Annotated in this window: 19 protein-coding genes; 10 read left to right on the plus strand and 9 right to left on the minus strand. The window is 37.7% G+C overall.

The genetic code is table 11. The annotated features are described in order from the left end of the window. Window positions 1-14 precede the first annotated feature (14 nt). From lpxA to ASE74_RS03245, 4 genes are all read right to left on the minus strand, one after another. Window positions 15-800 (minus strand): acyl-ACP--UDP-N-acetylglucosamine O-acyltransferase, encoded by a 786-nt coding sequence (gene lpxA / locus ASE74_RS03230; protein ID WP_029274294.1) that lies wholly within the window; start codon window positions 798-800, stop codon window positions 15-17. After that, window positions 800-2212, minus strand: coding sequence for a bifunctional UDP-3-O-[3-hydroxymyristoyl] N-acetylglucosamine deacetylase/3-hydroxyacyl-ACP dehydratase (locus ASE74_RS03235; RefSeq protein WP_055904084.1), 1413 nt, complete (start codon window positions 2210-2212; stop codon window positions 800-802). Before ASE74_RS03235 ends, lpxA begins: the two co-directional genes overlap by 1 nt. Continuing rightward, window positions 2202-3278: a UDP-3-O-(3-hydroxymyristoyl)glucosamine N-acyltransferase gene (gene lpxD, locus ASE74_RS03240; RefSeq protein WP_055904087.1), complete on the minus strand. Its 1077-nt coding sequence runs from the start codon at window positions 3276-3278 to the stop codon at window positions 2202-2204. Before lpxD ends, ASE74_RS03235 begins: the two co-directional genes overlap by 11 nt. 122 nt (window positions 3279-3400) lie before the next feature. Beyond that, complete coding sequence (locus ASE74_RS03245; RefSeq protein ID WP_055904089.1) at window positions 3401-4624, minus strand: HD domain-containing protein; 1224 nt, start codon at window positions 4622-4624, stop codon at window positions 3401-3403. A 111-nt stretch (window positions 4625-4735) separates the two neighbouring features. Here ASE74_RS03245 and ASE74_RS03250 point away from each other — a divergent pair, with 111 nt between their 5' ends. The 4 genes from ASE74_RS03250 (at window position 4736) to ASE74_RS03265 (ending at window position 8903) form a co-directional block, all read left to right on the plus strand. Next, window positions 4736-6289 carry a PglZ domain-containing protein gene (locus tag ASE74_RS03250; RefSeq protein WP_055904092.1) on the plus strand — a complete coding sequence of 518 codons (1554 nt, stop codon included), beginning with the start codon at window positions 4736-4738 and terminating at the stop codon, window positions 6287-6289. Window positions 6290-6472: 183 nt separating this feature from the next. Beyond that, the gene (gene tsaE, locus ASE74_RS03255) at window positions 6473-6889 is read left to right on the plus strand and encodes a tRNA (adenosine(37)-N6)-threonylcarbamoyltransferase complex ATPase subunit type 1 TsaE (RefSeq protein WP_055904095.1); all 417 of its coding nucleotides are present in this window, start codon (window positions 6473-6475) and stop codon (window positions 6887-6889) included. Window positions 6890-6962: 73 nt separating this feature from the next. Next, a complete protein-coding gene (locus ASE74_RS03260) occupies window positions 6963-8192 on the plus strand; it encodes an alanine dehydrogenase (RefSeq protein WP_055904098.1) in 1230 nt (409 codons plus the stop codon). 27 nt (window positions 8193-8219) lie between these two features. Continuing rightward, window positions 8220-8903, plus strand: coding sequence for a M15 family metallopeptidase (locus ASE74_RS03265; protein ID WP_055904101.1), 684 nt, complete (start codon window positions 8220-8222; stop codon window positions 8901-8903). Window positions 8904-8966: 63 nt separating this feature from the next. Here ASE74_RS03265 and ASE74_RS03270 read toward each other — a convergent pair whose 3' ends face one another. The 3 genes from ASE74_RS03270 to ASE74_RS03280 are packed head-to-tail and all read right to left on the minus strand — an operon-like array spanning window position 8967 to window position 11876. After that, window positions 8967-9467 carry a phosphoglycerate mutase family protein gene (locus tag ASE74_RS03270; RefSeq protein ID WP_055904104.1) on the minus strand — a complete coding sequence of 167 codons (501 nt, stop codon included), beginning with the start codon at window positions 9465-9467 and terminating at the stop codon, window positions 8967-8969. Window positions 9468-9504: 37 nt separating this feature from the next. Further along, window positions 9505-10548, minus strand: coding sequence for an aminotransferase class I/II-fold pyridoxal phosphate-dependent enzyme (locus ASE74_RS03275; protein ID WP_055904107.1), 1044 nt, complete (start codon window positions 10546-10548; stop codon window positions 9505-9507). Beyond that, the gene (locus ASE74_RS03280) at window positions 10548-11876 is read right to left on the minus strand and encodes a D-alanyl-D-alanine carboxypeptidase (protein ID WP_055904110.1); all 1329 of its coding nucleotides are present in this window, start codon (window positions 11874-11876) and stop codon (window positions 10548-10550) included. The genes ASE74_RS03275 and ASE74_RS03280 overlap by 1 nt, the downstream gene beginning before the upstream one ends. A gap of 51 nt (window positions 11877-11927) precedes the next feature. Here ASE74_RS03280 and ASE74_RS03285 point away from each other — a divergent pair, with 51 nt between their 5' ends. The 6 genes from ASE74_RS03285 (at window position 11928) to ASE74_RS03310 (ending at window position 18753) form a co-directional block, all read left to right on the plus strand. Continuing rightward, complete coding sequence (locus ASE74_RS03285) at window positions 11928-13175, plus strand: aspartyl protease family protein (RefSeq protein ID WP_055904113.1); 1248 nt, start codon at window positions 11928-11930, stop codon at window positions 13173-13175. A gap of 91 nt (window positions 13176-13266) precedes the next feature. Continuing rightward, window positions 13267-15780 carry a zinc-dependent metalloprotease gene (locus tag ASE74_RS03290; RefSeq protein WP_055904116.1) on the plus strand — a complete coding sequence of 838 codons (2514 nt, stop codon included), beginning with the start codon at window positions 13267-13269 and terminating at the stop codon, window positions 15778-15780. Window positions 15781-15957: 177 nt separating this feature from the next. Next, window positions 15958-16833: a phosphodiester glycosidase family protein gene (locus ASE74_RS03295; RefSeq protein ID WP_055904119.1), complete on the plus strand. Its 876-nt coding sequence runs from the start codon at window positions 15958-15960 to the stop codon at window positions 16831-16833. 69 nt (window positions 16834-16902) lie between these two features. Continuing rightward, a complete protein-coding gene (locus tag ASE74_RS03300) occupies window positions 16903-17829 on the plus strand; it encodes a hypothetical protein (RefSeq protein ID WP_055904122.1) in 927 nt (308 codons plus the stop codon). A gap of 104 nt (window positions 17830-17933) precedes the next feature. Next, a complete protein-coding gene (locus tag ASE74_RS03305; protein WP_025141747.1) occupies window positions 17934-18125 on the plus strand; it encodes a cold-shock protein in 192 nt (63 codons plus the stop codon). Window positions 18126-18225: 100 nt separating this feature from the next. Continuing rightward, window positions 18226-18753: an alpha/beta hydrolase gene (locus ASE74_RS03310; protein WP_055904125.1), complete on the plus strand. Its 528-nt coding sequence runs from the start codon at window positions 18226-18228 to the stop codon at window positions 18751-18753. An 86-nt stretch (window positions 18754-18839) separates the two neighbouring features. Here ASE74_RS03310 and ASE74_RS03315 read toward each other — a convergent pair whose 3' ends face one another. Together ASE74_RS03315 and ASE74_RS03320 are read right to left on the minus strand one after the other, a co-directional pair. Next, the gene (locus tag ASE74_RS03315; RefSeq protein ID WP_055904128.1) at window positions 18840-19319 is read right to left on the minus strand and encodes an anti-sigma factor; all 480 of its coding nucleotides are present in this window, start codon (window positions 19317-19319) and stop codon (window positions 18840-18842) included. Continuing rightward, window positions 19316-19897, minus strand: a complete 582-nt coding sequence (locus tag ASE74_RS03320) for an RNA polymerase sigma factor (protein ID WP_055904131.1) — start codon at window positions 19895-19897, stop codon at window positions 19316-19318. The genes ASE74_RS03315 and ASE74_RS03320 overlap by 4 nt, the downstream gene beginning before the upstream one ends. Window positions 19898-20270 lie beyond the last annotated feature (373 nt).

Raw genomic sequence — 20270 nt, forward strand, 5'->3', positions numbered from 1 at the left:
TTGCTGCTCTATGATTAGCTGCCCATTCCGAAACCCTTCATTACACCACGGTTAGAATTACGGATAAAATCTACAATTTCGTCACGGATTTCAGTTGGTTTAAATTCGGCTTCGATCATGTCCAAAGCTTTGGTTACGTTATTATGTTTTACAAAAAGCACACGGTAAATTTCCTGAATCTCGTCAATCTGTTCGTTGGTAAAACCTCTTCTCCGCAAGCCAACAGAGTTAATTCCTGCATAAGAAAGTGGTTCGCGGGCCGCTTTAACATAAGGAGGAACATCTTTACGCACCAATGAACCACCGGTTACAAAAGCATAAGAACCTACTTTAACAAATTGATGTATGGCAACCAAACCTGCCAAAACCACATTGTTTCCAATGGTTATATGGCCAGCTAGTGTGGTACTATTGGAAAAAATACAGTTATTGCCTACTTCACAATCGTGTGCAATATGTGAATAAGCCTGAATTAAGCAATTGCTGCCAATGGTGGTTTTCCATTTATCTTTTGTACCACGGTTAATGGTTACGCACTCGCGTATGGTGGTATTATCCCCAATTTCTGCAGTGGTTACCTCACCGGCAAATTTTAAATCCTGCGGCTCACCCGAAATTACAGCACCAGGAAAGATGCGGCAATTTTTACCAATGCGTGCACCATCCATAATGGTTACATTCGATCCGATCCAGGTTCCTTCGCCAATTACCACATCTTTGTGTATCACTACGAAGGGTTCAATCACCACATTTTCGGCGATTTTAGCCTGGGGGTGTATGTATGCTAGCGGTTGTATCATTATTGCGTGGGTTCTGCTTGTTTAATTTTTGAAATTTGCGCCATCATTTCGGCTTCTACAACGATTTTTTCGCCAACCATACCTACACCTTTCATTTGGGCAATACCCCTTCTGATCGGTTCAAGTAAATCGCAACGGAAAACAATAGTATCGCCAGGGAGCACCTGTGCTCTAAAGCGTACGTTATCTATTTTTAAAAAGTAGGTTAAATAATTTCTAGGGTCTGGAACGGTACTTAAAACTAAAATACCCCCAACCTGGGCCATTGCTTCAATCTGGATTACGCCAGGAAAAACAGGTGCACCCGGAAAATGCCCTTTGAAAAACTCTTCATTCATGGTTACGTTTTTAACGCCAACAACATGATTTTTAGAAAGTTCCAATATTTTATCTACAAATAAAAATGGCTGGCGGTGAGGCAAAATATCCATAATCTGAACTACGTCATATAATGGCTTTGCACTCGGGTCGTAAACCTTTTGTATTTTTTTGTTTTTTTCTTTTTTAATGGCAGCTTTAATCTTTTTAGCAAAAGCAACGTTTGCCGCATGGCCGGGGCGTGCAGCCATAATGTGGCCTTTTAAGTGCATGCCTACCAATGCCAAATCGCCAATCATATCCAGTAATTTATGTCGCGCAGGCTCATTTTGGTAACGAAGTTCCATGTTGTTCAAAATTCCCTGTGGGGCAACATCGATATCCTTGCGGTTAAATAACTTCGCCAAATGGCTCAATTCATCTTTGGTAACTTCTTTATCTACAATTACTATGGCGTTATTTAAATCGCCGCCTTTAATTAAATTGTGCGATAACTGGTACTCTAATTCGTGTAAGAAACAGAATGTACGACAAGAAGCAATTTCTTTTTTAAACTCTGCAATGGTGTTAATGCCAGCATGCTGACTGCCCAAAACAGGAGAGTTATAATCGATCATACAGGTAAAGCGATAATCATCAAGCGGCATTGCCACAATTTCTACTTTCCTGTCTTCTTCTGTATAGGTAATGTTATGTGGAATGGTAAAATATTCGCGATCTGCATTTTGCTCCACTGTTCCAACTTCCTCCAGTAAATCAACAAACTGGATTGAGCTACCGTCCATAATTGGTGTTTCTGGTCCATCTAACTTAATCAGCACGTTATCTAAATCCATGCCTACTAAAGATGCCATTACATGCTCAACGGTGCTTACGCTTGCACCATTTTGGGTAAGTGTTGTTCCGCGTGAAGTATCGGTTACGTTATCTGCATCGGCTTCGATAATCGGATGTCCGTCTAAATCAATACGCTGAAATTTAAAGCCATGATTTTCGGGAGCGGGGCAAAATGTTAAAGTAACATTAGCGCCTGTGTGTAAACCAACACCAGATGCCGATATTTCTTGTTTAATCGTTTTTTGTCTAACGTTCATTGTGTATTGTATTCTTTTCCAGTTCAGCTATAAGCTTTTTCAATTCGTCTTCGAGCGCGTTTATTCTTTTCTCTACATCTGGAAGATGCTTGAAAATTACTGAGGCACGCATCCAATTGCGTAAAGGTTGCGCCGGACTGCCATGCCATTGTTTATTTTCTTCTGTAATATTAAAGTTAATGCCTGCCTGTGCACCAATTTGCGTGCCTTTGGCTAAAGTGAGGTGTCCGGCAATACCTACCTGGCCGCCTACAACACTGTTGGGACCAATTTTGGTGCTTCCTGATATTCCTGATTGTGCGGCCAAAACGGTATTTTCACCAATTTCAACATTGTGCGCAATCTGAATCAAATTATCAATTTTTGCACCTTTTTTTACAATTGTTGATCCCATTGTTGCACGATCTACAGTAGTATTTGCACCAATTTCTACATCATCTTCGATAATTACATTGCCGATTTGAGGTATTTTATTGTAAGTACCATCTTTTTGAGGTGCAAAACCAAAACCATCACTACCAATAACAGTGTTTGAATGGATAACCACTCTTTTACCGATCACTGAATTATGGTAAATTTTTACCCCAGGAAAAAAAGTGCTGTTTTCGTCAATTTTAGAGTTTGCACCAACAAATGTTTGTGCATTTAACTTACAACCGTCGCCAATTTCTACGTTTTCAGCAACATATGCAAAAGCATCAATGAACACATTTTTACCGATTTTTGCTGTTGGATGCACAAAGGCGAGCTTATCAATGCCAGATTGTGCGGCATGAGCGTTCATCGCCTCGTTGTATTTATCCAGTAAAATGGTAAAAGCACTATATGGGTTTTCTACCCTGATTAATGTGCTGGTGTAAGGTTGGGTAGGAGCGAAATCTTTAGATACGATCACAACTGACGCCTGGGTAGAATACAGAAAGTTTTCGTACTTAGGATTAGAAAGAAAAGACAAAGAGCCTTCTTTCCCGTCTTCTATTTTGGAAAGTTCGGTAACGGCTACATCTGGGTTGCCATCAATGGAACCGTTCAAAAACTGACTTATCTGCGTGGCAGTAAATTGCATCGTACAAAGGTATATGTTAAATTGATATGAACAAAAAAACCTGCTACGGTTAAGATGTGTATATTTTACACAATAATAAGACTTAAAACGGCAGTAAAAGTTAAATATTTTGTTAAATAAGCTTAAATCCCTCTGGGGTAACAGAGGATATATTTTTCTACTGTTTTTTGCAACGACTCCAGGTTTGATAAATCCGACGCTTTTGCGATATCAACAATATCGTTATTTTTCATTAAAATTTTAATATTTCCAACCCCGGCATTATATGCACGGTTTTGGATCGAATCCGTAAAAACAAAATACCTGGCTTCTGCCGGGTTAATCTCCAATAAGTTAACGGCTGCATCCTGCAAAAAGTTTACGCGGTCGTTATTTGCTTTTTCGTTACCCATTTCTACTTTATACAAGTTTCTGGAAGTAAGCATTTTACACAGCGTAGACAAAATTTTATCGGGGTGTTTGGCCCAAACTTTAACTGCAGCGTAAATATCCTGATCATCAAGATTGGTAAAGTGCTCCAAATTTTCATGTTGAGCAAAAAAATTGGCCTCGTTGATGTCGTTTTTTAAGAAATAATTTAATGATGGTGAAGCAAACAAACTTTCTCCGTTAACCGATAATTCTTTTGCGCGTTCCAGTAATTTCACTAAAATCATTTCGCCTGATATTACTGTTTTATGCAAATAAACCTGCCAGTACATCAGCCTTCGGGCAATTAAAAATTTCTCTATTGAATAAATACCTTTTTCTTCAATTACAAGGTTATCATCATAGATATTAAACATTTTAATAATCCGGTCGAAACTGATTACACCCTCACTTACGCCGGTAAAAAAGCTGTCGCGGTTTAAATAATCCATCCGGTCTAAATCCAACTGACCGGAAATTAACTGATGTAGAAACTTTTTAGGGTAGGTGCCGTTAAAAATCTCAATGGCGTGTGTTAAACGTCCATCAAAATGTGCATTCAAATCCTGCATCAGTTTTGCCGAAATATCTTCATGTCTGATGCCGGTAACTAACGAATGTTCCAATGCATGAGAAAAAGGTCCGTGGCCTATGTCATGCAGCAAAATGGCCAAAATGGCGGCTTCTTCTTCGCCGGGTGTAATGCTATGTCCTTTGCTTTTTAAAAGATTAATGGCCAAACTCATTAAGTGCATCGCACCTAAAGCATGATGAAAGCGGGTATGTAAAGCTCCGGGATAAACCAAATGGGTCATTCCGAGCTGTTTAATGTAACGCAAACGCTGGAAATACGGATGTGAAATTACATCGTATACCAATTCAGACGGAATGCTGATGAAACCGTAAACCGGATCATTTATTATTTTCTTCTTATTCAATCGTTAAAAATAGTTAAATAGGTAGATACGGTACAAAAATTGCTATTTTTATTTATAGTTTGATTTACCTGCCAAAATTAAAAGGCAATACTTACCTATTTTTACAAAAACATGCAAGAAACTAAGATATTATGGGCCGATGATGAAATCGACTTACTAAAACCACATATATTATTGTTAAATGATAAAGGTTATCATGTAACTACATTTACCAACGGTAACGACGCACTCGAAGCATTTGGAAAAGCGCATTTTGACCTGGTTTTTCTTGATGAAAACATGCCGGGAATGAGCGGTATCGAAACATTATCTGCCATTAAGAATTTAAATCCTGATGTGCCTGTTGTTTTGATTACAAAAAGTGAGGAAGAAAACCTGATGGAAGATGCCATCGGCAGCAAAATTGATGATTACCTGATTAAACCCGTAAACCCGAAACAGGTTTTATTAACCATTAAAAAGCTGATTGATAATAAACGCTTGGTTAGCGAAAAAACCTCTATGGCTTACCAGCAGGATTTTCGCCGTTTGGGGATGACTTTGGGCGACAGGTTAAATTACGAAGAGTGGGTTGATGTTTATAAAAAAATTGTTTTCTGGGAACTTGAGTTGGAAAAACTGGATGATCCGCAGATGCATGAAATTTTAACCATGCAAAAACAAGAGGCGAATACACAGTTTACTAAATTTATTGAAGAAAACTACCTAGACTGGATTAAGAATAAGGATACAGCACCTTTGCTTTCGAATGAGTTGTTGAAGAAAAAGGCATTTCCTCATATTAATGATAATACACCGGTATTTTTTATCCTGATTGATAATTTACGTTACGATCAATGGAAAATTATCAACCCGTTAATTTCAGAATATTTCAGAATTGATGAGGAAGATATGTATACCAGCATTTTGCCAACAGCCACACAGTACGCCCGTAATGCAATTTTTTCGGGTATGATGCCTTTGGATATGGAAAAACGTTTTCCTCAACTTTGGCAAAATGATGATGATGAAGGTGGAAAAAATATGCACGAAGAAGCTTTTCTGGCCGATAACATTAAGCGCAGCTTAAGAAAAGACTGTAAATTCAGCTACAATAAAATTCTAACTTTCGAACAGGGAAAAGATCTGGTTGACCAAACCAATAATTTGTTGCAGAACGATTTTAACGCTATTGTATTCAACTTTGTTGATATGTTAAGCCATGCCCGCACCGATATGCAGATGATTAGGGAATTGGCTAATGATGATGCTGCTTACCGTTCGTTAACACTATCGTGGTTTGAACATTCTCCGCTTTGGGATTTGCTTAAAAAAATCTCACAGAAAAAGGTAAAAGTGATCATTACAACCGATCATGGAACCATCCGTGTTAAAAAACCGGTTAAAGTAATTGGCGATAGGAGTACAAATACGAATTTAAGGTATAAACAAGGTAGAAACCTTAATTTTAATGCCAAAGAGGTGTTTTTGATTAAAAACCCGCACGATGCTTTATTGCCGAAAATCAATATCAGCAGCAGTTATATTTTTGCCCGTGAAGACAGTTATTTTGTTTACCCGAATAACTACAACCAGTTTGTAAATTATTATAACGAAACCTTTCAGCATGGCGGAATTTCGTTAGAAGAAATGATTATTCCGGTGGTAACGTATTCGCCGAGATAGTGTTAGAGATTGGATGTTAGATTTGAGACATGAGGCCGTTCATTTTCAATAGGATCGTCTTCCTGAACATGTTTAAGGATCTGTTGCGATGGTAGGGGCTTCTACAGGCTCAGGCTGACAAATCACAAATAGTAAGGCAAAAGCAATGCAATTATGTATTACTTTTGCCTTTATTTTTTTAAAATGGATATTGATGTAAATAATTTAGCCGATTTACCTGCTGTTGCCCAACAGCTTTCAGATTTTGCCGGCAACCAAAAGGTTTTTATTTTTGAGGGCGAAATGGGTGCAGGAAAAACAACTTTCATCAAAATTTTCTGTAAACACCTGGGGGTTGATGATGTGGTTTCGAGTCCTACATATTCTATTGTTAACGAGTATGAAAGTGCTAACGGTTCAGTGTTTCATTTCGATTTTTACAGGATAAAAGATATTCACGAAGCGTATGATTTAGGTTACGAGGAATATTTTTATGGTGATGGAACCTGTTTAATAGAATGGCCGGAAAGGGTAGCGGAAATCTTACCGGAAAACTATATTAAAGTACAGATAAATGTACTGGATGAAAACCGCAGATTATTCAGGCTTTCAAAGGTATAACAATTAGTTATCAATAAATTAACAGATTTTCCTTACCTTGAACAACCTAAAACTATCAAAATTTTAATTCAACATGGCTACAGGATTACGCGAAGGAATGGCCGATATAGCTCGTCAGGGTTTATTACAAACACAAGAGGCAAAGCTGGAAACCCGAAATAAAAAAAATAATCTATACATAGGTATACCAAAAGAAATTTCCTTTCAAGAAAATAGAATTGCCTTAACACCATTATCTGTGGCCTTATTGGTAAACAATGGGCATAGGGTTGTTTTGGAAACTGGGGCAGGAATAGCTGCAAATTTTTCTGATACGGAATATGCCGAGCAGGGCGCAAAAATTGCATACGATAAAAAAGAAGTTTTCGAGGCCGATATTCTGGTGAAAATTGCACCACCAATGCTGGAAGAAATCGAAATGATGCACAAAGGCCAAACGCTTATTTCTTCATTACAAACCGGAACGTTAAAACAGGATTATTTAAAAGCGTTGATGCATAAAAAAATTAATGCACTGTGTTTTGAAAACCTGCGTGATGAGGGTAATGTATTGAGTGTAGTGCGGGCCATGAGTGAAATTGTTGGCTCTACCTCCATTTTAATTGCTGCAGAATATTTAAGCAATGTTACGGGTGGCAAGGGTTTAATGCTTGGTGGTTTTACCGGCGTTCCGCCGACTGAAATTGTTATTTTAGGTGCCGGCACTGTAGGCGAGTATGCGGCCAGAACGGCTTTGGCATTAGGAGCCGAGGTTAAAGTTTTCGACAGCTCTATTTACCGTTTACGCCGTTTACAGAATAATTTGGGCAGCAGCAGGGTATTTACTTCGGTAATGCAGCCAATTGTATTAAATAAAGCCATTATAACTTGCGATGTAGTGATTGGTGCCATACGCGCCACACATGGCCGCAGCCCTTGCGTGGTGATGGAAGAAACTGTTGCCAGGATGAAACCACATTCGGTGGTTATCGATATCAGTATTGATCAGGGTGGTTGTTTTGAAACCTCAGAAGTAACCAACCATACCAATCCGGTTTTCAGGAAATATGATGTAATTCACTATTGTGTGCCTAATATTGCTTCGCGCGTGCCAAGAACGGCATCTTATGCGCTGACAAATATTTTTGCGCCTATTTTATTGGATATTGGCGAATTTGGGGGCTTAGTGAATATGGTTTGGAATAATCCGGGTATACGTGAAGCGCTTTATATTTATCAGGGAAACTGCACCAATAAAGACCTGGCTGATATGTTTAACCTGCCATTTAAAGATCTTGAATTATTGGTGGTTTCGAATCAGTAATTACGACCAACTCAAGCCAATTCTGTTATGAAAGTTAGTTGCCTTATATTTTTTCTGTCGTTTTCTTTATTTGCGGTTGCTCAAACTACCTCAAAACCTGAGCAAAAACTGGTTGTTGTAAATTCTTATACTCAATACCTGGCATCAATAAAAACAAATCCGGATAATGAACTGATAGAAATTAAGAAAGCAATTCCAAATATTAAGTTGGATATTCGTTACGCTACCAAAAATAACTTTATGCAACAAGTGATGTACAAACAGGCAAGGGCCTTTGCCAGAAAGCCTGTGGTAGAATCGTTAAAGAAAATCCAAAAAGAATTAAATAAAAAAGGTTACGGATTAAAAATATTCGATGGTTACCGTCCGTATGCCATTACTGTAGAGTTTTACAAAAAGGCAAGCGACAAAAATTTTGTAGCCAACCCGGCAAAAGGTTCTAAACACAATAGGGGTTGTGCAGTAGATTTAACATTAATTAATTTAAAAACAGGGAAAGAATTGGTGATGCCAACACCATATGATAGTTTTTCGGCTGCTGCAGCTGCAAATTATCAAAATATATCACCCGAGGCAAAGAAAAACCGAGATTTCCTGATTGCGATTATGGCCAAATACCAAATGAATGTGCTGGAAAATGAGTGGTGGCACTATGATTTTTCTGGTTGGAGGAATTACAATTTAATGGATATTCCTTTCGAAAAGTTATAGCAATTTATTTTCAATAGTTATTGGTGCTTTGGGCTGGAAATAGCGCCTATCAAAAACACAAAACTACAAATGATGTGGCCTGCCGTATTGCTCCATTTTAACCCTTGCTTTGTCTTCCTTAACTGATAATTCAAAAATATAGTCGTAATCATCATCGGTTAATTCTTCTTTTGGTTTTTTGCCACCTAGGGCCTCAATAATTTCAAGTACGGTATTGGAATGCCCTGCTACCATCACCGTTTTGCCCAGGTAATTTGTTTTAATGCTATCTACCAGCGATTTTATGTCTTTATAATCAATTACTTTCGGAATCACCAATGAATCTAATGTTTCATGCGTTCTTTTTGTTGGCGTAGCAAAAGCAACATCGAATTTTACCTTTTTTAAATAAGTGGCTAAATCTCCTGCTCTTACTCTTCCTTCATCCGAAAGGTTCGGGTTGGTATCTTGTGGGTTAGATTTATCTTTTTCAGCATGTCTAACAATCCACACGGTAGTGGTTTGTGCAGAAACAATGTTGGCAAGTAGAAGCGTTAACGATAAGAATAGGAACAGTTTTTTCATGTTATAAATATTGAAAAATTAATCGGATAAGGAAAGGTTAAAAATTTATAGCTGTTATCAACCTTTCGATATCCTCTTTTTCATGCCAGGAGGAAAGCACTATACGGTTTAAAATTTTGTCTGTAGGGTTCGGATAGGGAAAAGACGAAATCAGGATCTGCCTTTGCAAAAGATGTTGTGAAAAATTTACATCACCCAGTAGATACACAGGGAAACCCGGCTCACATTTCCAAGTAAGATTTGAAACCGTTTCGAACATTGCCATGTTGTTTTTCAGTTTGTTTAATGCTTTGTTGTATATTTCTTCAGCATGGATAAATGCATAAAGCCCCGCCGCACTGGATGGGGAGGCCCCAATAAAAGTATTAGAACTTTTAAGTTTATTAATTACTGAATTTGAAGTTAAAACAATACCAGCATCAACACCCAATGCCTTTGCCATTGAGGCAACCACTACATTTTGGATGTTTTCTTGTTTGGGGAGGTTTTTGATCGTACCCATCCCATTGTTATTTACGCCAATCCCGTGCGAATCATCTACAATGAGGGTAATATTTTTATCTTTTCGGATCTCTTTTAGAAAATTGAAATCATAAATTTCAGGGATGAGGTTGTTCATCGAATTGCTGATCAAAACCCAATTTTTCTCTTCGGATAAATTTATTTTTTCAGTCGTTTCTACCGCCCAATCACTAAATAAACCTAAATTTTTGACCTGATTTTCGCTTAACCAAAGCGCAGGATGACTACCTGGGGCATATACCACTTCTGAAGATTCGGATAGTGCTTTAACCGTGAGCTGAGCTGCTAAATATCCACTTGAAGTAATTAATGCTGCTTCTGTACCATACCTCACCGCGGCTATATTTTCTGCTTCATTATAAATGCCCAGTTGAATATTGTTTGTGCGACTTGTACCGTTATTTAAACCATATTTCTTAATTCCTTCAATATAAAGATCGATAAAAGGCTTGTTTTGAGGAATACCCAGATAAGCAGTTCCGCCAAAATATAAATACGATTTACCATCAATATTTATGCTGTTAGAAAAAGGCTGGGTAATGGATTTAAAATCTGGCATTAAAAATTATCATGTATATAAGTTACTATCCTCACCATTTCTGCCCGTACCTCTGCTGTTGGTTTTATAAAATTATTGTTCATAAAAGAGTAGATATAGGTTTTGCCTTTTTTGGTAAGTACATACCCGCTTTGATTATGTACCCCGCCCAGCGAACCTGTTTTGCCATATACAAAAGGTTTGTCGGTTTTAGGGTAGGCATTTTTTAAGGTTCCGCTTTTTCCTCCCGCAGGAAGCATATCGAATAATTTTTCGGGATTATTTACCATCTTATAAATAGAATCCAGTAAATAAACATTGTCGCGGGGCGTAAACAAATCCTGACGGGATAAACCAGAGCCATCTACCCATTTTACTTGATCCGGTAAAAAGGAGAGGTAATTTTTTGTAATGTGCTCAATTGCTTTTGCTGTGCTTAAGGTATCTCCAATCTGGTTTGAGCAAACCAATAATAAGTGTTCGGCAATAAAATTATCGCTGGGTAACATCATATGTTTTAAAACCGAATCGCGTTTTGCGCCAGGTAAAGTTTTAGCATCAGCTGGCATTTTATACTTTATAATGCCTACAGGTTTATGCAAAGTATCTGCAAGTATTTCTACGGTAACCTGTGTACTGGTTTTATACGGATTTTGTTGGTTATAACCTGGTTTTACAGCAACGGCAGGATAATGGAACCGGTTGGTTAAAAAATCTCTGGTTACTTGAAAATTGCCTGTAGTTTTTGTAGAATCTATTTCGAAACAAGGTGCAAAAACCTTTGGCTCTATATTAATTTTGTTTGGAGAGGCATAGGTAGAAGTAACCATATTATCCATAATCGGCATTTCTGTAATTTCCGGCTGGTAGTAATAATCATAATCATCCCAGGCCCAGCCATCGCCAAAAAAATTACCTGCATAGCGGCCCGGCGCAAAAAACAGTTTTTTGTTAGAAGCCAAAAGAAAATTATAGGCCGATTTATCTTTTACAGCAAACTGTAAAAATGCCGGATCGCCTGTTCCCCAAAAAATTAAAGAATCGTTCCGCTCAACATATTTTAGTGCAGGCATTAAATCAGGAATCATTTTCATGCTTGCAAAAAAAGTATAGAGTTTTGTATTAGAGGCAGGAGTAAAATACTTGTCGGCATCTTTCTCAAAAATCATTTTTTTATCAGTAGGATTAAAAAGTGCAAAACCAACCTGATATTGTTTAATTACCTGTGAGTTTTTAAATTCTTTCGCCACCTTATTCGAAATAATTTTATTGGTTGAGCAACCGGTTAACACACAAATAAATAGCGTAAACGACAGAAAAATGAAATTTTGATTTTTAAACTTGAACATGTTCTAAATTTAGTGGGAATAATAAGCAACTAATTTATTAAATTTAGTTTAATGTTAACCAAATATAGCCCCGGTGTAATAATCTGTTTACGTAAACTAACCATTTGCCTGGGTTTTTTATTTCTTGCATTTTCGGGTTTCTCTCAGGAGTTTTTATTCAAAAGAAACCGGCAGAAACAATCCATTGCTTTTAAGTGCATTAAAAACCTAATGGTAATTCCGGTTTATGTAAACGGCAAAGGCCCGTTTGATTTTGTTTTGGATACCGGTGTTGGACCAATGATTATAACCGATCCTTCAATTATTGATTCGTTAAACTTTAGCATGCTCCGTAAAATTAAGGTTTCGGGCCTGGGCATAGAAAGCGTAGAGGCCTATGTATCGCAGAGTTTGGATGTTAAAGTGGGCAATACGGCTATAGAGCGTATACCAACAGCAATTTTAAAAGAAGATCTCTTTAATTTATCAGGACATTTGGGATTAAAAATTTATGGTTTATTGGGTTACAGCTTTTTTAACAGTTTTATTGTTGATGTACGGTACAGCGAAAACAGGCTGATTATTTACAATCATGAGGCGAAAATAAAATATCGAGGGAAAAAAATCCCCATCCAGATAGAAAACCAGAAACCCTATATTTTGGCAAGTATAGAAATACCAGATAGCGGAACCGTTACAGCCAGGTTTTTAATGGATACAGGTGCCAGTCATGCCTTATCGATGGAAATGCTGAACGGAACAGAATTTCCTCTGCCCGAAAAAAAAATTAAAGCCAATCTCGGAATGAGCCTGAGTGGACAGATTAAAGGCTATGTTGGCCGTTTGAGTAAACTTAATGTAGGCGGTTTTGTGTTTAAAGATGTAGTTGCAGGTTTTCCGGATTTTAAAACGATTGCCAATAAAATTGATTTATCAAAAAGGAATGGAAATTTAGGGGCTGATCTGCTTCGGAAATTCAATATCCAGTTCAATTACCAGGATGGTTTTATTTACGTTAAACCCAATGGCGCGAGTAAAACTCCTTTTGAGCACGATATGGTAGGGATGGTTATTTACCTTGATCAAAAAGATTATAAACGATTGATTATTGGAGAAATAGATGAAGATAGCCCTGCTGAAAAAGCCGGATTATGCCCCGATGATGAAATTATTGGTGTAAACTTTAAGGGAATAGATGCATATTCGTTAAACGATCTTACCGAATTATTTAAATCAAAAGCAGATCGGAGCTTAATTTTCGAAATTTATAGAGATAAACAAGTTTTTTTTAAAGTAGTAAGGCTCGAAAAGAGGATTTAACAGAGGTAATCTTCCTGTTACAAAAGAATTGTGGTGTAACAAGATTTTAACTTTAACCTCTTATTGCCAAGCAAACTAACTTTATAAACACATGAAGAAAAACTTTAAGGTACTTGCGTTAGCGGGTATCGTAGCACTTGGTGTAGCCGGATCAAACTCCGCCTATGCCCAGAAAAAGTCTAAAACCACAAAAGGAGCCACACCAGCTACTCCGGCCACCACAGCAGCAGCACCTAAAAAAGAAGGAATTAAACCATTTTCAGAGGTAATTACTGCAAAAGCCAGAACAACAAACGGTTTGTTCAAAACACACAAAGTAGATGATAAATGGTATTTTGAAATACCAGATTCGATGATTAACCGTGAAATGCTTGTGGTTACACGTTTGGCAAAAGTACCGGCAGGCGTTAAAGTGGGCAACCAGCAATATGGTGGTGAAGAACTGAACGAACAGGTTTGGAAATGGGAGCGTAGAGGCAAGCAGGTTTATATCCGCGTACCAAGTTACTCAACCAAAGCAGATCCGAACAGCGATATGTACGAATCGGTTCAAAACTCCAATCTGGCGCAAATTTTAGCCAGTTTTGAAATTAAAGCTTATAATAAAGATACTACAGGTGTAGTGATTGATGTTACCGATTTTTATAATGGTGATATAATGGCAATCGGTGCAACCGATCAGATGCGTAAAGCCTATAAAGTTACCGTGTACGATGCCACGCGTTCATACATCGATACTGTTAAAACTTTCCCGATAAACCTTGAAGTAAAAACTGCGAAAACTTATCGTGCGGCCGAATCGCCAACTGATAACAGCAATGCCGCTGTTACTTTTGAGTTTAATACCTCAATGTTATTGTTGCCGAAAATACCTGTTAAAGCCAGAATAATGGATAACAGAGTAGGTTTCTTTGGTCAATCGCAAATAGATTATGGAACCAATGCACAAAAAGCAGAGCGTACCGCATACATTCACCGCTGGAATTTGGTACCGAAAGATACCAACGCCTATAAACGTGGCGAACTGGTAGAACCTGTAAAACCGATTGTGATTTACATTGATCCGGCAACACCAAAAAAATGGGTGCCGTTTTTAATCCAGGGAATTAACGACTGGCAGGTAGCGTTTGAGGCCGCAGGTTTCAAAAATGCCATAATAGGTAAAGAAGCACCAACAGCGCAGCAAGATCCTCAGTTCAGCGTAGAAGATTCGAGATATTCGGTTGTGCGCTATTTTGCATCTGATATTGCCAATGCATACGGACCGCACATCAGCGACCCTCGTACCGGCCAGATTTTAGAAACACACATCGGTTGGTACCATAACGTAATGAACTTATTGCGTAATTGGTATTTTGTACAAACAGCAGCCATTAACCCCGAAGTACGTAAAGCGCAGTTTACAGATGCACAAATGGGCGAATTGATCCGTTTTGTTTCTTCACATGAAATTGGCCATACCTTAGGTTTGCCACACAACTTTGGTTCTAGCTATGCTTATCCGGTTGATTCTTTAAGATCTAAAACCTTTACAGATAAACATGGTACCGCACCATCAATCATGGATTATGCCCGTTTTAACTATATCGCACAACCAGGCGATGGCGTAACCAAGCTTCATCCTCAAATTGGCGAATATGATAAATGGGTTGTAAAATGGGGCTACTCATGGATTCCTGGAAATAAAACTGCCGAGCAGGAAAAAGAAGTTTTAGACCAATGGACTTTAAAAAATGCAGGTAACCCTTTATATTTCTATGGCCGCCAGGGAACTTCTTTAGATCCACGCTTACAAAGTGAAGATTTAGGTGACAATGCCATGAAAGCAAGTACTTATGGTATTGCAAACTTAAAACGTATTCTCCCTAATGTAGAAAAATGGACATATCAAAAAGGTAAAGATTACAGCGATTTAAAAGAAATTTATACTGAAATTGTTGGCCAGTTTAACCGTTATATGGGTCATGTGGCAACAAATGTTGGTGGTTTGAGTGAAAACTTTAAAACTTACGAGCAAAAAGGACCTGTTTATGCTTATTTGCCAAAAGCCAAGCAAAAAGAAGCAATTACTTTCTTTAATCAACAATTGTTTGCCACACCATTGTGGTTAATTAGCAACGATCAATTGAGCAAATTTGATAACGGCGTGTTATTAAACCGTATTAAAGGTGTTCAAACCAATACCTTAGGCAATTTATTATCAGCATCACGTATTGCACGCTTGTTGGATAATGAAACCAAAAACGGTGCAGCAAAAGCTTATACATTACCCGAATTATTTACTGATTTAAGGTCATCGGTTTTTGTGGCTGGCAGAGCAGATGCCTTTAAACGTAACTTACAACGCGCTTATGTAGACCGTTTACAAGATTTAATGACAAAAGATGCTGATCTTCCTGTTGGTTTCCCGGTAGATTATGCTGCGAGTTATGGTTTAACGCCAATCAATGTAGGTTTATCAGATATCAGACCATTGGTTAGAGCTGAATTGAAAACACTCTTGGCTACAACAAAAGCCAGGGCAACAGCAGGCGATGCCATTACAAAAGCACATTACGAAGATTTGAGCATCAGAATTAAAGATATTTTAGATCCGAAAAAATAAATGGTTGAAGTAAAAGCAATCATTTAAAAATCATTCATTCAAACATTTTTTGCGTTGCTTAAACCTCGCAGGTTATAAACCTGCGAGGTTTTCTTTTTATTGATACCTTTTGTATAATTCTTGATGCTTTAAGGGAAACGCTAAATCGTTTTTTAATTTTATTGCAAAACCAGAATTATGTTCAAAAAGCTAATATTTTCACTTACCTTACTAACAATCGGTTTATCTGCTTTTAGTCAGAGCAACGATTCTTTAGCCGTCGTAAAAGCCAAATGGCAGAAAAATAAAATTGCCAAGCAGGTGGTTTTATACAGGCATCATTTTGATCAAAAAAATCTTTTCACTGCAAATGAAAATATTTCGTTCTTGGAAATAAAAAATACCGGACGTAAAGCTGTATTTGCCATCGGTGCAGAAGAAAAAGAATTGATTACCACCAGTAATTTCGGTTTAAGGGATACAGCTATAGCTGCGGTAAATGGCAATTTTTTTGATGTAAAAAATGGAGGATCGGTAGATTTTGTGCGCGTAAACGGAAATACCATCAATACCAACCGTTTAGATAAAAATAATAGCCGCGCAAGGCACCAGGAAGCGGCCATTGTAATCGAAAACGGAAAAATTTCAATCCAAAAATGGGATGGTTCTGCTGATTGGGAAACTAAATTAACGGCAGAAAATGTTTTATTGAACGGACCGTTATTAACATTAAACAATATTGATGAAACATTGGATACGGCAGGCTTTAACCGCTTGCGCCATCCACGTACCTGCCTGGGCATGAAACCAAATGGAAGGGTAATTTTATTGACGGTTGATGGAAGAAACGAAAATTCAGCAGGCATGAGTTTGTTTGAGCTTACCAAACTGATGCGCTGGTTGGGTTGTACAAGCGCGATAAATTTCGATGGCGGCGGCTCTACCACACTCTGGGTAAATGGAATGCCAGATAATGGCGTGGTAAATTTTCCAACAGATAATAAAAAATGGGACCATGAAGGGCAGCGGAAAGTAGCAAATGTAATTTTAGTAAAGAAGCCAGCCAGGCGATAGCCGCTATCGACCATAAGAATGTTTAGCTCTGGTTAAAAAAACTTATTTTAGCCAAAGATTTTTGTAGAAATGATTAAAAATACGATATACTTTTTCTTTTTTGTGCTGATGCTTTCTGCCTGCAAGTTTGGCTCTAAAACCAGTGATCCAACTTTAAGGGATTTCACTTTCGAGCCCGTTAAAGGTATTCGTTATCAGGAGGTTAAACGCAGGTTTAAAGATGGGCTTTCTTTCAACGAAGCCGGATTTATGCAAAAACCATCGTGGATTATCGAAGTTGCAAAAGAAGATACGATGATGGCCTGGAGTCCGCAGAAGCAAAAGATGCAGAAATTTTACATGCAATACGACCACGGAAATGTATACAATTTTGCCGCAGAATTTTTTAAAGTAAAACACATCAGTAAAGATAGTTTGGTTTTTCAACGGGTACAGGTTGATGGAAAAGTGATCGCTTCGGATGTTCGATCGGACGTGAATATGACCTTTTACGCACAGAATTACATTAAAAATAAATTAAAAGTAAAAGCTGCCGATCTTCAAAAGCCAACGAAAGCGGATACTGCTTTTATTGAGAAACGCGCAGCAAAGGTAAACCTGAACAGCGACAGTGCTTTTGCTGCAACAGACCCTGTTCAGTTTATACCCAAAAGCAAAATTGCACGCGTAGAAAAAATCAGTACGGTAGACCGGGCAAATAACAGAACGGAGGCTTACGATTACATGTTTCCGCAATACATCATCAGGATTGACCGCGCTTATAAAGATTTTGCTTATCAGGTTGCAGCCGTTGTGGATTTTCAGGGAGGGATACATGTAAAAACCATTTATAATGTACTTCCGGAGAATGCCGAAGCGAAGAAAAAAGTGGCTCAGGGAATAGCCGATATTTATGTTAGAAACCTTTTTAACGTAGCTCCCGGAACCACACTCGGAATCCCGCATAATAGTGAAATTACTTTAACAATAATTGGTAAGGCAATTAAAACGCCTTAATAATCTGATGTTTACAAAATTTTAACGTTAAAAAAATGTTAAAATTTATTTTGATTTTAAAAATTAAAACTTACCTTGCAGACTTAATTTTAATATTTAATACAATGCAAGAAGGCACAGTAAAATTCTTCAATGTAACTAAAGGTTTTGGCTTTATCGTTCCTGCGAATGGCGACAGCGAAATTTTTGTTCATTCAACAGGTCTTATCGACGAAATCCGTGAAAACGACAAAGTACAGTACGAAGTTGCTAACGGTAAAAAAGGCTTAAACGCCGTTAATGTGAAAGTAATTTAATTTATTTATCATATTTACAGAGAAGGCTGCTTTCTTGCGATGGCGGCCTTTTTTTATTTTCTTTTTTCCGAATCGATTTCAGTACCCGTTAAATCTCAGTATGACTTATTACTTCATTATTCCTGGCTTGGGCAATTCCGGCCCGGATCATTGGCAAAGCTATTTTGAAAAATCAGGTGAAAACTTTATCCGCATCAATCAAAAGGAGTGGGATGAACCGGCAAGCAATGATTGGATTGAAAATATAGACAATGCCCTCAGCAGTTATAACCTTGAAGAGGTGGTTTTAATTGGCCATAGTTTGGGTTGCGTAGCAATTGCCAACTGGGCAAAAAAATATCAGAGGATTATTAAAGGAGCATTATTGGTTGCACCAAGCGATTTGGAAGCACCACGTTACACATTTAATACCGTAGGTTTTGATTACATGCCCGATGATAAAATAAATTTTAAAACCATAGTGGTAACCAGCTCAAACGATGAGTGGGTAACATTGGAAAGGGCTAAATTTTTTGCAGAAAATTGGGGAAGCGAATTTATTAATATTGGCGAAGCGGGCCATATTAATGCAAAAACAGGATTTGGAAACTGGCCGGAAGGATTGGAAATTTTGAAAAAATTGGGTTAAATTTCCCGCAGATTGCGCGGAAAACGCAGATCACAATAAATCTGCGTAAATCATCTTGATCTGCGGGGCATTTAAATAAAAGCGTATTATTTATGCATCTTTTTCCTTAAAAACTGATCAAGAAATATCAATCCAATCACCAGGTCGAAAAATAAAAAGCTATACAGTACAGTAGGCGTGATGTACTGATCTACATTAAAATTCAAATTAACATTAAAACTAAATTTAGGCATGCTTAGGTTCGAAATGTAGAGCACATAGCCAAATAAGGCTAGCAAGGAGATCACAAAAAAGCCAACAATGCTATAAATAATCTTTTTATCAACCTGTGTTTTCATGGCCACAGGTGCAGGAACCAGGGCAACACTTTCCATCACATTCCTGGTGAACGATAGGGAAGGTTCATCAAGATCCATGCTTTCGAAAGATAAATTAAGTTTAACTAAATCCTCATATTGAGATTTTATCTCAGCATCAGATTCAATTTTTTCTTCGATGGCTTTTTTAGCAGATTCATCTAAATTTCCATCAATATAATCCCAAAGCTGTTGTTCTATTGTATTCATAGTAACTCCTTTACTTCATCTTTTAACAAATATTGTAATTTTTCTTTAAGCCTTTGCCTTGCCCTATGCAATTTTACTTTTATGGTATTCGCTTCCATATGCAAAGCTTCACCAATTTCTTCCAGACTTTGCTCGCCTTTATAAAACATCGTAATAATGGCAGCATCATCCGGCATTAATTGGGTAATGGCCAAATTTAAAAAAGCATGACTATCTTGTTTCTCATAACCATTGGCATTAAAGCCAGAGGTGTGATTTTCAAGTTGTATACTGGTGCTTTCGTCATGAATTGAAGCGGTATCTAAACGGTTTTTCCTCAAAAAAGTCATTGCAGTTGTGTAGGTAATTGTATAAAGCCAGGTGCTAAATTTGGCTGTTTGTTTAAATGTACCCAACGCTTTATATGCTTTTACAAAACAATCCTGAGCAATTTCTTCTGCATCTTCTCTATTTTTCGAAAACCTTAAAGCAAGCGTAAATACAAACCGTTGATGGCGTTTTACCAACAAAGCATACTGAGCGGTTTCACCGTTCAATACATTTTGTATAAGTGCCAAGTCTGTAAGTTTTTGCTCCATGTTTAGCGGTAAGACTACAATAGAGATAAGTAGGTTACACGTGAAACATCATTTTTATGATCAGGCTGAGTTAACAGCGCATTTGTAGTTAATGGGGAGTAAAATCCTATGTGGTTTGGAAAACGAAAGGGCAGTAATTCTTGGCGGTTTACAGTCCTGCTCGCTATAGTCCCGATGAAAAAACGGGAGCTGCCGCTGCCATCAGGTTTATTAACAACGTTGGTATACAGTGCAAATTTTTAAAATGAATGTTGCTTTAGCCAACCAGCCCGAGTGAAGGCCCCCTCAATATTATTAGCGTTTTTAACCACAGATGGACATAGATAAACACAATCTTTATGTCTGTGTGCATCCTTTTTATCTGTGGTTGATA

Source organism: Pedobacter sp. Leaf216 (genome assembly GCF_001421515.1).
Lineage (GTDB): Bacteria > Bacteroidota > Bacteroidia > Sphingobacteriales > Sphingobacteriaceae > Pedobacter.